General features: G+C 70.7%; 11 protein-coding genes. 5 read left to right on the top strand and 6 right to left on the bottom strand.

What is annotated here, in order from left to right:
* Positions 1–11 precede the first annotated feature (11 nt).
* Positions 12–1,058: a hypothetical protein gene (locus AC1U89_RS18775; protein WP_479901171.1), complete on the bottom strand. Its 1,047-nt coding sequence runs from the start codon at positions 1,056–1,058 to the stop codon at positions 12–14.
* Between the two features lie 78 nt (positions 1,059–1,136).
* The gene (locus AC1U89_RS18770; protein ID WP_479901170.1) at positions 1,137–3,035 is read right to left on the bottom strand and encodes a potassium transporter Kup; all 1,899 of its coding nucleotides are present in this window, start codon (positions 3,033–3,035) and stop codon (positions 1,137–1,139) included.
* 225 nt (positions 3,036–3,260) lie between these two features.
* On the opposite strand from AC1U89_RS18770, the gene AC1U89_RS18765 reads away from it, so the two are divergent.
* The gene (locus tag AC1U89_RS18765; protein ID WP_029907736.1) at positions 3,261–3,542 is read left to right on the top strand and encodes a hypothetical protein; all 282 of its coding nucleotides are present in this window, start codon (positions 3,261–3,263) and stop codon (positions 3,540–3,542) included.
* An 89-nt stretch (positions 3,543–3,631) separates the two neighbouring features.
* Positions 3,632–4,564: an iron-containing redox enzyme family protein gene (locus AC1U89_RS18760; protein WP_479901169.1), complete on the top strand. Its 933-nt coding sequence runs from the start codon at positions 3,632–3,634 to the stop codon at positions 4,562–4,564.
* Positions 4,565–4,602: 38 nt separating this feature from the next.
* Here the strand turns inward: AC1U89_RS18760 and AC1U89_RS18755 are convergent, their stop codons facing one another.
* A complete protein-coding gene (locus AC1U89_RS18755) occupies positions 4,603–5,496 on the bottom strand; it encodes an EamA family transporter (protein WP_479901168.1) in 894 nt (297 codons plus the stop codon).
* A gap of 263 nt (positions 5,497–5,759) precedes the next feature.
* Between AC1U89_RS18755 and AC1U89_RS18750 the strand changes: the two genes are divergently transcribed.
* Complete coding sequence (locus AC1U89_RS18750) at positions 5,760–6,803, top strand: alpha/beta hydrolase (protein WP_479901167.1); 1,044 nt, start codon at positions 5,760–5,762, stop codon at positions 6,801–6,803.
* A gap of 7 nt (positions 6,804–6,810) precedes the next feature.
* On the opposite strand, the gene AC1U89_RS18745 is transcribed toward AC1U89_RS18750, so the two are convergent.
* The 3 genes from AC1U89_RS18745 to AC1U89_RS18735 all read right to left on the bottom strand — a co-directional run bounded on the left by AC1U89_RS18745 (position 6,811) and on the right by AC1U89_RS18735 (position 8,256).
* Positions 6,811–7,137 carry a GIY-YIG nuclease family protein gene (locus tag AC1U89_RS18745; RefSeq protein WP_479901166.1) on the bottom strand — a complete coding sequence of 109 codons (327 nt, stop codon included), beginning with the start codon at positions 7,135–7,137 and terminating at the stop codon, positions 6,811–6,813.
* 226 nt (positions 7,138–7,363) lie between these two features.
* Complete coding sequence (locus AC1U89_RS18740; RefSeq protein WP_479901165.1) at positions 7,364–7,561, bottom strand: hypothetical protein; 198 nt, start codon at positions 7,559–7,561, stop codon at positions 7,364–7,366.
* 59 nt (positions 7,562–7,620) lie between these two features.
* Positions 7,621–8,256 carry a TetR/AcrR family transcriptional regulator gene (locus AC1U89_RS18735; protein ID WP_479901164.1) on the bottom strand — a complete coding sequence of 212 codons (636 nt, stop codon included), beginning with the start codon at positions 8,254–8,256 and terminating at the stop codon, positions 7,621–7,623.
* A 299-nt stretch (positions 8,257–8,555) separates the two neighbouring features.
* Here AC1U89_RS18735 and AC1U89_RS18730 point away from each other — a divergent pair, with 299 nt between their 5' ends.
* The gene (locus AC1U89_RS18730; protein WP_479901163.1) at positions 8,556–9,656 is read left to right on the top strand and encodes an efflux RND transporter periplasmic adaptor subunit; all 1,101 of its coding nucleotides are present in this window, start codon (positions 8,556–8,558) and stop codon (positions 9,654–9,656) included.
* Between the two features lie 220 nt (positions 9,657–9,876).
* Positions 9,877–12,954, top strand: a complete 3,078-nt coding sequence (locus AC1U89_RS18725) for an efflux RND transporter permease subunit (protein WP_479901162.1) — start codon at positions 9,877–9,879, stop codon at positions 12,952–12,954.
* Positions 12,955–13,012: the final 58 nt, after the last annotated feature.

Raw genomic sequence — 13,012 nt, 5'->3', positions numbered from 1 at the left:
AAGCCGACGCCTCAGGCCGGCTCCACCTTGAAATCGGCGAACGGCGAGGCGGCCAGTTCGCGCGCGATCACCTCGGCGGCGATCGCCCGGTCGACCACCAGGCAGAAGGCCTCCATCGATCCCGAGCCGATGGAGCCGCCGTCGCAGTGGCCCAGCCCCCGCCAGCCCGTCACCTCGTCGAGGAAGGCCTCCAGGGCGTGACGCCGCTTCAGGTCGGCGCGCGAGCCCATGCCGTCGATCGCCATGCTGACCGTCAGGCCGACCAGCCTGTCCTCCGGGACAGCCTTGAAACCGTCCGCCGTCGCGGCCGCCACGAAGGTCGCGATCACCTCGCGCTGGCGGGCCAAGCCCGCCGCCGGGTGGGTCTGGACCGCCCCCCGCTCGCCGTAGACGCCCGTGTGCTCGACCACCGCCTCGCCGTCGACCCAGGCCTCGCGATAGAGCAGCCGTCCGGCCTCGCGCTTGTAGAGCTTGACCGTTTCGATCGCCTGCTCGGCCTCGGCCCTCTGGCGGGCGAACTCACGCATCTCGGACGGCTGGATCTGGCGGCCGCGCCGGTTTCCCAGGACGGCGGCGAAGGCGGCCGGCGACTGGAAACCGATGGAGCCGTCGTCGTAGGCGTAGATCGGCCCCAGGGCTCCCAGCCGCTCCGGCGGCGCCAGGGCCAGCGTCTGCGCCTCTTGCTCGATCGCCCGCGACACCGCCGCGCGCTCCTCGGGGCTCAGCCGCGTCTTGTGGACCCGCGCCAGCGCCGCCTGGGCGCCTCGGGCGACCGCCCGCACGCGGTCGGGCCAGCTGTCGCCGACCCAGGCGTCGTAGTCGAGCCAGTCCTCGGTGAAGAAGATGTCCATGCCGCGCGAATAGCTGGCCCGGCCCTTGCCTGGGTCGGCCCGGGCGGGATGGGCCACGCCGAAGTGGAAAGCCAGCTGGCCGATCTTCTCKAAGCGGGCCTCGCGCGCGCAGGCCCGCGCCAGTCCCGCGCCGAAGGCCTCCACCGTCTGGCCCACCGCCTCGCTCGTGTCGGAGGACGTGAAGGACAAGCGCATCGTGACGAGCATGGAATCGCGTCCCCCAAAGACCGAGCCCGCACAAGAGCCCCGGATGCGCCGGTTCGCAACCGCCCGCGCGAGACGCCCCTACACCACCACCTGCGACCCCATCTCCACCACCCGGCCCGCCGGGATGTGGAAGAAGTCGACCGGGTCGGCGGCGTTCTTGACCATCCAGATGAACAGCTTGTCGCGCCACAGCGGCATGCCCTCGTGCGGCGAGGCGATCACCGTGCGGCGGCCGACGAAGAACGAGGTCGACATCAGGTCGAAGGCCAGGCCCCGGCGGCGGCAGCTGCCCAGGGCGCGCGGGATGTGGGGGGTCTCCATGAAGCCGTAGCGGACGGTCACCCGCTTGAAGTCCCCGCCGAGCGGCGCGATCTCGATGCGGTCCTTCTCGTCGACGCGCGGCCGGTCGGCGGTGACCACGCTCATGACGATGTTGTCGGCGTGCAGGATCTTGTTGTGCTTGAGATTGTGCAGCAGGGCCGTGGGCGCGACCTCGGGGTCGGCGGTCAGGAAGATCGCCGTGCCCGGCACGCGGTGCGGCGGCCGCGCCTCCAGGGTGGCGATCAGGTCGGCCAGGGGGATGTTGTCGCGGTGGGCCTTGACGTGGACGATGTCGGCGCCCTCGCGCCAGGTCCACATCACCACGACGATGGCGGCGGCCACGACCAGCGGCACCCAGCCGCCGTCGGCGATCTTCAGCACGTTGGCGCCCATGAACACCAGGTCCAGCGCCAGGAACGGCGCCAGCAGCAGGGCGCAGGCCCACAGCGGCCACTTCCAGTAGCCGCGCATCACCACCGCCAGCAGGATCACGGTCACCACCATGGTCGTGGTCACCGCCACCCCGTAGGCCGAGGCCATGTTCGACGAGGTGCGGAACATGAACAGCAGGAACAGCACCCCGGCGGCCAGGGCCGCGTTGATCGGCGGCACGAAGATCTGGCCGGCCACCGTCTCGCTGGTCCGCTTGATGTTGATCCGCGGCAGCAGGCCCAGCTGCACCGCCTGCTGGGTGACCGAGAAGGCGCCGGTGATCACCGCCTGGCTGGCGATGATGGTGGCCAGGGTCGTGAGGATGATCACCGGCCAGTAGAAGGCGTCCGGGATCAGGCCGAAGAACGGGTTGGCCATGGCCTTCGGGTCGGCCAGGCACAGGGCCCCCTGGCCCAGATAGTTCAGCATCAGGCACGGCAGGGCCACGGTCAGCCAGCCCAGGCGGATGGGGGCTTTGCCGAAGTGGCCCATGTCGGCGTACAGCGCCTCGGCCCCGGTCACGCACAGGAAGACGCTGCCCAGGATGGTCACGCCCAGCGGGCCGTCGGCGACCAGCAGGCGGACGGCGTGCATCGGGTTCAGGGCGGCCAGGATCTCGGGCCGGGCCAGCACGTGCGGCAGGCCCAGGGCGGCCAGGGTCAGGAACCAGACCAGCATGATCGGCCCGAAGAACTTGCCCATGGTCTCGGTCCCGCGCATCTGCACCGCGAACAGGCCCAGCAGGATCGCGGCGGCCAGGGGCAGGACGAACGGGGCGAAGTGCGGGCCGATCACCGGGGCGGTCGTCAGGCCCTCCACCGCCGACAGCACCGAGATCGCCGGGGTGATCAGGCCGTCGCCGTAAAACAGGGCCGCCCCCACCACGCCCAGCAGCATCAGCCAGGCCGAGCGCTTCTTCATCGCGCGCTGGGCCAGGGCCATCAGGGCCAGGGTGCCGCCCTCGCCGCCGTTGTCGGCCCGCATGACGATGACGACGTATTTGAGCGTGACCACCAGGGTCAGGGCCCAGAACACCAGCGACACCACGCCGAACACCGCCAGGCGCGGGTCGACCGCCCCGGCGTGGGCCAGGGCCTCGCGCATCGAATAGAGCGGGCTGGTGCCGATGTCGCCGAACACCACCCCCAGGGCGCCAAGCCACAGGGCGCCGAACCGGGCCGCGCGGGCGGCCGGCTCGGCCGGTTCGGGAGAGGTATGCGCCATCGGCTACGCGGATCCGTCCAAGGGAGCGACGGCCTACGCCCGACGGGCATAAGGGCTCCATGCGGATTCCCGGTCCGGGCATAAGGGAGTTATAAAGATCAGCATACGGATCGAATAAGCGCCGATGCGCGGCTTTTCGTCGATTTCTCGACTTAGGAACACCCGCCGCCGCGCCCCGTTGATCTCCCCGCCGGAAGCCTCCGGCGCGATCAGGGAACCACGACCATGGGCGAGCAAGACAACCGCGAGAACCTGCAGCAGCAGCCGTCCGACGACCAGCGCCGGCAGGCCGACCAGCAGAACCAGCAGGGCGAGACGCGCACTCCGCAGCAGCAACAGGACGACGCCGCGCGCAACGCGCCGGGCCAGCAGAACCAGCAGGGCCAGCGCCGTGACGACGGCCTGAACGAAGGCGTCGAAGGCACGCGCGTCGAAGGCCTGGACGAAGGCCTGGAAGGCGGCGTCGACACCGGCGCCATCGAGCCGGGCAACACCGGCCAACGCTGATCCTCGTCACCGGACGACGAGGCCGCCCCCTCCCCGGGGCGGCCTTTTCCGTCCGCGATTTCCGTAAAGAGACCCCACAGGAGCACGCCGTGTTTGGTGGCGAACGACTGGCGCGCATCGGCGCCTTCACCCCGGAATTCCCCGACGCCGAGGCCCTGCACCGGGGCCTGGCGCACTGGAACCACCGCCGCCTGGCGGTCGGGACGCCCGACCCCGACTGGCGGGCCGAGCTGTCGGACGACGCCCGGATGAAGCGGATCGAGGGCGAGTATGTCGAGCAGTTCCGCGACCACATCCTGCCGCTGGTGTCCGCCGTCCCGACGGACGCCGACGACTTCGTGGCCTGGTTCGAACAGCTGCGGGAGACCGGCCCCGGCCAGGACGACCCGCTGTTCGACTGGCTCGAGGGCGCCGCCAGCCTGCCGGACCTGCAATGGTTCCTGACCCAGGAGGCGGCCGGCGAGGCCGGCTTCGACGACCTGGTGGCCATGACCCAGGTCAAGGTCAGCGACCGCGCCAAGCTGGAGCTGGCCCGCAACTACTGGGACGAGATGGGCCGCGGCGCGGCCGCCGGCATGCATGGCCCGATGCTGACCCGCACGACGCAGGTCCTGGGCCTGACGCCAACCATCGATTCCACCCTGTGGCAGTCCCTGGCCCTGGCCAACACCATGACCGCCTTCGCCACCACCCGGCGCTACACCTACCAGTCGATCGGCGCCTTGGGCGTGGTCGAGCTGACGGCCCCCGGCCGCGTGGCCTGCGTCGACGCCGGCCTCAAGCGCCTGGGCGTCTCGCCCTCGGCCCGCAAGTATTTCGCCCTGCACGCCCAGCTGGACGTCGAGCATTCCAAGGCCTGGAACGCCGAGGCCCTGCATCCCCTGGTCAGCGAATTCCCCCACTGCGCCCGCTTCATCGCCGAGGGCGCGGTCATGCGCCTGATCTGCGGCGAGCAGTGCTTCGACACGTATCGGGCCCACCTGTGGGCGCACGTGCACCCGGTGGTCTACGCGGCGGAGTAACAGACCGGGGACATGCCCTTGCGGCGTGTCCCCGGTTGCTAGTCGTGTAGCGGCGCCTCGGCCTGCTTGCGCGACGGGTCCGTCACCACCGTGCCCACCGAGGCGGCGATGACGAAGGCGATGGCCAGCCACTGGCGGCCGACCAGATGCTCGCCCAGCACCAGCAGGCCGGCCAGGGCGCCGACCGCCGGCTCCAGGCTCAGCATCACCCCGAAGCTGCGTTTCGAGATGCCGCGCAGGGCCACCATCTCCAGCGAATAGGGGATGGCGCTGGACACCACCGCCACCACCAGGCCCAGGCCGATCGCGGTGGGGTTCAGCAGCGACGCCCCCGCCGTGACCAGGCCGAAGGGCGCGATGACCAGGGCGGCCGTCGCCATGCCTAGGGCCACCGAGCGGCCGCCGTGCAGGTGCCCGGTCCGCTGGCCGGCCACGATGTACAGCGCCCAGCACACCCCCGCCGCCGCCGCGAAGGCCACCCCGACCAGGTCGAGGTTCAGGCTGACGTCGCCCAGCGGCAGCAGCAGGCCCAGGCCCGCCACCGCCAGGGCGATCCAGAAAAAGTGGATCGGCTTGCGCGCATGKATCATCGCCAGGCTGAGCGGCCCGGTGAACTCGATGGCGATGGCCAGGCCCAGCGGGATGGTGCGGAGGGCCATGTAGAAGCACAGGTTCATCACCCCCATCACCGCGCCGTACCAGGCGACGGCGATCAGGTCCTTGCGGGTCATCGGCATCCGCCAGGGCCGCCAGATCAGGCACAGGATCAGGGCCGAGAAGCCGACGCGGTAGGCGCTGGTCCCCTGGGCGCCGACCAGCGGGAACAGCGTCTTGGCGAACGAGGTGCCCGCGCACAGCGACACCATCGCGCCCAGCAGGCAGACGTAAGGCAAGGCGGCGCGCAGGCCGGCGGAAGGGGTGAAGCGGGACATAGGGGCGGTGTCTAGCAGCTACAGCTTCTTCCCCCTATGGGGGAAGACGGTCGCGAAGCGACCCGTAGGGGGCAAGTGGGTGACGGGCTCAGCGGCGCACCCACTTGCCCCCACCTGACGGCTACGCCGTCTGTCCGCCCCCATAGGGGGCGGAGGGCCGCCTGTCCGCCCCCATAGGGGGCGGAGGACGCTCCGTCCGGGGATCGCCCCATTTACCCAGGCGCGGCATGGTCCACGATGCGCCTTCCGCCTGGGAGACCGCCGTGGCCGTCCGTCGCCCCATCGCCGCACTGGCCGCCGCGATCCTGGTGAGCGCCTGCGGAAGCACGCCCAAGGGCTTCCTGCTGCCGACCGCCGCGCCCGCCCCGCCCGGCGCGCGCCATATCGACATGCTGGTGGTCACCACCCGCGCCGCCTCGCCCGCGCCCGGGGTGATCTACGGCGGCGAGCGCGACACCAGCGCCTCGGCCGCCGAGATCGTGGTCTCGGTGCCGCCCAACCACAAGGTCGGGGCGGTCGAGTGGCCCAAGCACGAGCCGCCCGACCCGGCCACCGCGTTCACCACCGTCAGCCTGGCCCCGTCCGACAAGGCCAACACCCTGGCCTGGTTCAACCGCATGGGCGGCGAGCACGCGCGGCTGCTGGTGTTCGTGCACGGCTTCAACACGCGGTTCGAGAGCGCCGTCTACCGCTACGCCCAGTTCGTGGCCGACTCCCAGGCCGACGCCGCGCCGCTGCTGTTCACCTGGCCCTCGCGCGGCAAGCTGCTGGACTACCAGTACGACCGCGACAGCGCGATCTATTCGCGCGACGCCCTGGAGGAGGCCCTGACCAAGGCGGCCGACGCCCCGGCGGTCAAGGAGATGACCGTGGTGGCCCACTCGATGGGCACCTACCTGACCATGGAGGCGCTGCGCCAGCTGGCCATCCGCCGCGGCGGCCTGCCGGCCAAGATCAACAACGTGGTCCTGGCCTCGCCCGACATCGACCCGCAGGTGTTCGCCCACCAGGTCCAGGCCCTGGGGCCGAACCCGCCGCATATCACCATCTTCGTGTCGCGCGACGACCGGGCCCTGATGGTCTCGCGCTTGCTGTCGGGCAACCTGCTGCGCCTGGGCGCCATCGACCCCAGCCGCGAGCCCTTCCGCTCGAAGCTTGAGGCCAACGGCCACATCACCGTCATCGACCTGACCAAGCTGAAGGCCGGCGACAGCCTCAACCACGGCAAGTTCGCCCAGAGCCCCGAGGTGGTGAAGATGCTGGGCCAGCAACTGATCAACGGCCAGGTGCTGACGCAGGGGGAGTGAGGGTTCGTCAAACCTGACGGGGAACCGGCGTCCACTCGAACGCAGCTTCGTAGAGGTCATCCCATCGCGGATTGTCCCGCTCGATGAGGTTGATCTTCCACTGCCGCCGCCACTCCTTCAACGACCGCTCACGCTGGATGGCCTCGGTCATCAGGTCATGCTCCTCGTACCAGACCAGCCGGGTGAGGCCATACCGCTTGGTGAAACCTGGAAAGACCCCTTCCCGATGTTGAACCATCCGGGTTTCGAAGGCGCTGGTCACGCCGATGTAGAGCGTGCCCCGATAGCGATCGGCCATGATGTAGGCGGCGATCCAGGATTCACGACCAACCATCGATTGCCTCGACGAACTTCGATGCCCATAAGTTGCCATTTTGTTCTAATTTTAACAACCGTCATCCCGGGCCTTGTGCCCGGGACCCCTTTGTCCGCCGCAGGTGCAGCGGGGGCGGTTCGCCAGCGAACCGCTTGCGTCTCACAGTTCAGCTGAACCAGGGGTCCCGGGCACAAGGCCCGGGATGACGGTTTGAAAATGGAAATGGATGGAAACAGGAAGAGCCTCAGAACGCCTCGTCTTCCTCGACGCCCTCTTCCTCTTCCCCGCCCATGGCCGCTTCCAGGCTCTCGATGATGTCGTCCATCTGGTCGGGCGTGATCGAGACGTAGAGCGCCTCGCCGCCGACGGCCGAGACCAGCAGGCGGTAGCCGTCGTCGGTTTCCTGCAGGCTGAAGGTTTCGAGGGGCTGCAGCTTGGCCATGGGGGTGTTCCGACGTTCAGGATGGGGAACGGCGGATATAGGGGGTGTTCCCCCGGAAATCACCCCTTCAGCGCCCCTCGCCGCAGCATGGCGATGTGGCCGGCGATCAGGGCCTCGCGCTCGACCCAGGGGAATTCCGACCGGGCGATCAGCAGCGAGACCAGGCCGTGCAGKCCGGCCCACAGGGTCTGGGTCAGGCGCAGGGGATCGTCGTCGTGGGTCAGGCCGGCGGCGTGCAGGTCGGCGATCATGGCCACGAAGCCCTGGAAGGCCTCCATGCCCGCCGCCATCGGCCGCCCGCCGGTGCGGGCGTGGAACGACCCCTCGGGCCCCTTCTCGACCATGAAGGCCACGCGGTAGGCGTCGGGCTCGCTGAGGGCGAAGTCGATATAGGTCATCATCGCCCGGTCGAACATCTCGGGCGTCGGCGTCCAGCGCGACTTGCCGTCGTCCATCCGCGCCTTGAGCCTGGCGAAGGCCCGCACGCACAGCTCGGCGATCAGGTCGTCCTTGGTGGCGAAATAGGCGTAGAGCGCCGGCTGGCTGATCCCGGCCGCCTCGGCGATCTGCCGGGTCGAGACCGCGTGCACGTCCTTTTCGGCGAAGAGCCGCAGGGCCGCGTCGAGGATTTCTTCCCTGCGTTCGGCGCCTTGGCCCTTGGGTTTACGCGGCGATCGGACCTGAGGCGACTTCATCGATTCCGACCTTTCTCCGAGTGGAGGCGGCTTGACAAGACGCGATAATCTATCACTGATAACTTATCACTGATCGATAGTCGAGGGGTTGGGCTGTGCGTGGACGGATCGATGATCTCGCGAGCGGCGCCAGCGGCCCATCGGCGTCGGAACCTCGTCCCTCTCCTTTCGGCTCGTCATCCCGGGCCTTGTGCCCGGGACCCCTGGTTCAGCTCGCACGTGAGGCGCAAGCGAACCGCCGGCGGTTCGCCCCATCCGCACCTGCGGCGGACAGAGGGGTCCCGGGCACAAGGCCCGGGATGACGGTGGAAAGGTTGGGGGCGGGCGTCACAATCACTGTCCTTGCAGCCGCCCTGACCCTCGCCGCCTGCGGTCCCGCCAAGACCCCCGCCGCCCCGCCGCCGCCCCAGGCGGTGGAGGCCGTCGCCGTCTCCGCCCCGCGCGCGTCCGGCGGGGTCACCGCCACCGGGACCCTGGAGCGCCGCCGCGAGATGGCGCTGTCGTTCCGCATCGCCGGGGTGCTGACCAGGGTCGGGGTCGAGGCCGGCGACCCGGTCCGGGCCGGCCAGGTGCTGGCCAGCATCGACCCCGCCGCCGTCGACGCCCGCCAGCAGGCCTCGTCGTCCGACCTCGACAAGGCCCGCCGCGACCTGGAGCGGGCCAAGACCCTCTACGCCAAGGGCTATGTGGCCAAGGTGCGGGTGGACGACGCCGAAAGCGCCGTGCGCTCGGCCGCCGCCGCCTACAATTCCGCCGCCTTCGACCGGCGCTGGGCCCAACTGGTCTCGCCCGCCTCGGGCGTGGTGCTGGAGCGCAAGGCCCAGGCCGGCGAGGTTGTCCAGCCCGGCCAGGCCGTGGTCACGGTCGCCGACCTGAACAGCCCCCTGGTGCTGCGCGTGCCCCTGCCCGACCGCGAGGTGGCGGGGGTCAGCGTCGGGGCGCCGGTCGAGGTGAGCGTGGACGCCCTGCCCGGCCAGGTCCTGGCCGGCCACGTCACCCGCGTGGGCCAGTCGGCCGACGCCCGCACCGGGGCGGTGACCGTCGAGATCGAGGTCGCGGCCCGGCCCGACCTGCGCAGCGGCCAGATCGCCACCGCCCGCCTGGCCAGCCGCGCGCCGGCCACACCCTCGGGTCTTGGCGGCCCGACCTTCGCCCGCATCCCCGCCGAGGCGGTGCTGGAGGCCTCGGGCGGCAAGGCGGCCGTGCTGCGGCTGGACAATGGACGCGCCCGCCGCACGCCGGTGCAGTTCGGCGGCTTCGACGGCGACGACGCCCTGGTGGCCGGCCTGCCCGACGGGGCGCGGGTGATCACCGCCGGGGCGGGCTTCGTCTCGGACGGGGACCGGGTGACGGTGACCGACCCGAAGGCGCTGGGCGCGGCGAAGGCGGGCGGCAAGTGATGCGTTCGCCTTCGCACCCCGCCGCATCCCCCTCCCGGCCGTCATCCCGGGCCTTGTGCCCGGGACCCCTGGTTCAGCTCGCACGTGAAGCGCAAGCGAACCGCCAGCGGTTCGCCTCATCCGCACTTGCGGCGGACAGAGGGGTCCCGGGCACAAGGCCCGGGATGACGGTTGAAAGGGTGGCGCCGACAACGGTCAACCATMGTTGGGAACGAACCCAATGAAGTTCGACCTCGCCGGCTTCGCGGTCCGCCGCTGGCAGTTCACCCTGGTCGCCTTCGGCCTGCTGGTGATGCTGGGCCTGAACGCCTTCCTGAACGTGCCGCGGTCCGAGGATCCGCACTTCCCCGTGCCCATCGTCGTGATCCGCGCCGTCCTGCCCGGCGCCGAGCCGGCCGAGATGGAGCAGCTGGTCGCCCATCCCATCGAGGACGCGGTCTACGGCCTGGACGACATCGACAAGGTGATCTCCACCAGCCTGGACGGCGCGGCCGTCGTCGCCGTCCACTTCACCTGGAACGTCGATCCCGAGCGCAAGTACGACCAGGTGGTGCGCGAGGTGAACGCCATCCGGGGCAACCTGCCGGCCGGCCTGGCGCGTCTGGAGATCGAGCGGGTGCGCACCACCGAGGTGGCTGTCATCCAGACCGCCCTGGTCAGCGACACCCTGCCCATGCGCCGCCTGGAGAAGGTGGCCGACCGGCTGCGCGAGCAGATCGACCGCGTGCCGGGCGTGCGCCGCTCCGAATACTGGGGCACGCCCAGCAGCGAGGTGCGGGTGTCGCTGGACCTGGCCCGGCTGTCCGCGCTCAAGCTGCCGGCCACCGCCGTCTCCGACGCCCTGAAGGCCAACGGCGCCGAGGCTCCCATCGGCGCGGTCCAGGCGGGCGAGCGGCGGTTCAACGTCAAGGCCGGCGGGGCCTTCCGCGACCTGGAGACCATCAAGGCCACCCCGGTCCGCTCGATCGGCGGCCAGGTGGTGCGGGTCCGCGACGTGGCCGACGTGGCCTGGGCCCAGGACGAGCCCACCCACCTGGCCCGCTTCAACGGCAAGCGGGCCGTGTTCGTGACGGTGACCCAGAAGGACGGCCAGGACGTCGCCCGGATCACCAAGGCCGTCGACAAGGTGCTGGACGACTACGAGAAGACCCTGCCGGCCGGGGTGAAGCTGGAGCGCGGCTTCGTCCAGGCCAAGAACGTCGAGCACCGGCTGAACAACCTGTTCCGCGACTTCGGCATCGCCCTGGCCCTGGTGCTGATCACCCTGCTGCCGCTGGGGCCGCGCGCCGGCCTGGTGGTGATGGTGTCGATCCCGCTCTCCCTGCTGATCGGCCTGGTGCTGCTGCAGGCCTTCGGCTTCACCCTGAACCAGCTGTCGATCGCCGGCTTCGTGCTGGCCCTGGGCCTGCTGGTCGACGACAGCATCGTCATCACCGAGAACATCGCCCGCCGCATCCGCGAGGGCGAGGCGCGGACGGACGCGGCGGTCAACGGCGCCAACCAGATCGCCCTGGCGGTGCTGGGCTGCACGGCCTGCCTGATGCTGGCCTTCCTGCCGCTGATGGCCCTGCCGGCCGGCTCGGGGGCCTATATCAAGTCGCTGCCGGTGACGGTGCTGTGCACGGTGGGCGCCTCGCTGCTGGTCTCGATGACCATCATCCCGTTCCTGGCCAGCCGGGTGCTGGACAAGCATTCCGACCCCGAGGGCAACCGCCTGCTGCGGGCGGTGAACGGCGGCATCCACCGCTTCTACCGGCCGGTGCTGCATTTCGGCCTGGCCCGGCCGTGGCTGTCGCTGGCGATCATGCTGGCCCTGTGCGCCACCACCGTGCCGATGCTGAAGATCGTCGGCTCCAGCCTGTTCCCCGCCGCCGAGACCCCGCAGTTCCTGATCCGCATCGAGACGCCCAACGGCAGCCCGCTGTCGCGCACCGACCGCGCCCTGCGCTTCGTCGAGGCCCGGCTGAAGGCCGAGCCGAAGATCGTCTGGCAGGCCGACAACCTGGGGCGCGGCAATCCGCAGGTGTTCTACAACCAGTCCCAGCGCGAGAGCGCCACCACCTACGCCGAGGTGTTCGCCAGCCTGAAGGCCTGGGAGCCGGGCCAGAGCGACAAGGTGCTGGACGGCCTGCGCGCCGACTTCGCCCGCTTCCCCGGGGCGCGGATCAGCGTCGTCACCTTCGAGAACGGCCCGCCCATCGAGGCGCCGGTGGCCGTGCGCCTGACCGGCCGCGACCTGGACGTGCTCAAGGCCCTGGCCGCCCGCGCCGAGGCGATCCTGAAGGCGACGCCGGGCGCGCGCGACGTCAACAACCCCATGCGCCTGGACCGCACGGACCTCGACCTGGGCGTCGACGAGGGCAAGGCCGCCGCCCTGGGCGTGCCGGCCGGCGCCCCGCGCCGCGTGGCCCGCCTGGCCCTGTCGGGCGAGGAGACCGGCCGCTTCCGCGACGCCGACGGCGACGACTACGCGGTCAAGGTGCGCCTGCCGATGACCGCCCCGGCCGGGGCGGTCCAGACCGGCGACCACAACACCCTGGCCGATCTGGCCAAGCTGTACGTGCCCACCGCCGACGGTGAGGCCGCGCCCCTGGGGGCGATCGCCTCGCCCACCCTGCGCTCCAGCCCCGCGCGGATCGACCGCTTCGACCGCGAGCGCACGGTGACGGTGACCGCCTATGTCCAGACCGGCTACCTGACCGCCAAGGTCACGGCCGACGCCCTGGCCCGCCTGGACCGCGAGCTGCCCATGCCGCCCGGCTACCGCCTGTCGCTGGGCGGCCAGGCCGAGGCCCAGTCCGAAAGCTTCGCGGGGCTGGGCGCGGCGGTGATGGTGGCGGTGTTCGGGATCCTGGCGGTGCTGGTCCTGGAGTTCCAGAAGTTCAAGACCGCCCTGGTGGTGGCCGGCATCATCCCGTTCGGCCTGTTCGGGGCGGTGGCGGCCCTGTGGATCACCGGCTACTCGCTGAGCTTCACCGCGACCATCGGGCTGATCGCGCTCATAGGGATTGAGATCAAGAACTCGATCCTGCTGGTGGATTTCACCGAACAGCTGCGGCGCGACGGCATGGGCCTGCACGACGCCATCGAGAAGGCCGGCGAGGTGCGGTTCCTGCCGGTGCTGCTGACCTCGGTCACGGCGATCGGCGGGCTGCTGCCGCTGGCGATGGAGGGGTCGGGTCTGTACTCGCCGCTCGCCATCGTGATCATCGGCGGGCTGATCACCAGCACGGTGCTGTCACGGGTGGCGACGCCGGTGATGTACTGGCTGACGGCGCGGGGCGGGGAGCGTTCTTAAGAGCCCGGTGCGGCGAACACTTGCCCCCACCTGACCGCTACGCGGTCTGTCCGCCCCC

The organism is Caulobacter sp. 05T431 (assembly GCF_056665975.1).
This window is presented reverse-complemented; position numbering and strand designations above follow the sequence as displayed.

Excerpts from the sequence above, each read along its gene's own strand:
- AC1U89_RS18770 (WP_479901170.1), bottom strand. The coding sequence starts at position 3,035 with ATGGCGCATACCTCTCCCGAACCGGCCGAGCCGGCCGCCCGCGCGGCC.
- AC1U89_RS18765 (WP_029907736.1), top strand. The coding sequence starts at position 3,261 with ATGGGCGAGCAAGACAACCGCGAGAACCTGCAGCAGCAGCCGTCCGAC.
- AC1U89_RS18745 (WP_479901166.1), bottom strand. The coding sequence starts at position 7,137 with ATGGTTGGTCGTGAATCCTGGATCGCCGCCTACATCATGGCCGATCGC.
- AC1U89_RS18740 (WP_479901165.1), bottom strand. The coding sequence starts at position 7,561 with ATGGCCAAGCTGCAGCCCCTCGAAACCTTCAGCCTGCAGGAAACCGAC.
- AC1U89_RS18730 (WP_479901163.1), top strand. The coding sequence starts at position 8,556 with ATGACGGTGGAAAGGTTGGGGGCGGGCGTCACAATCACTGTCCTTGCA.
- AC1U89_RS18725 (WP_479901162.1), top strand. The coding sequence starts at position 9,877 with ATGAAGTTCGACCTCGCCGGCTTCGCGGTCCGCCGCTGGCAGTTCACC.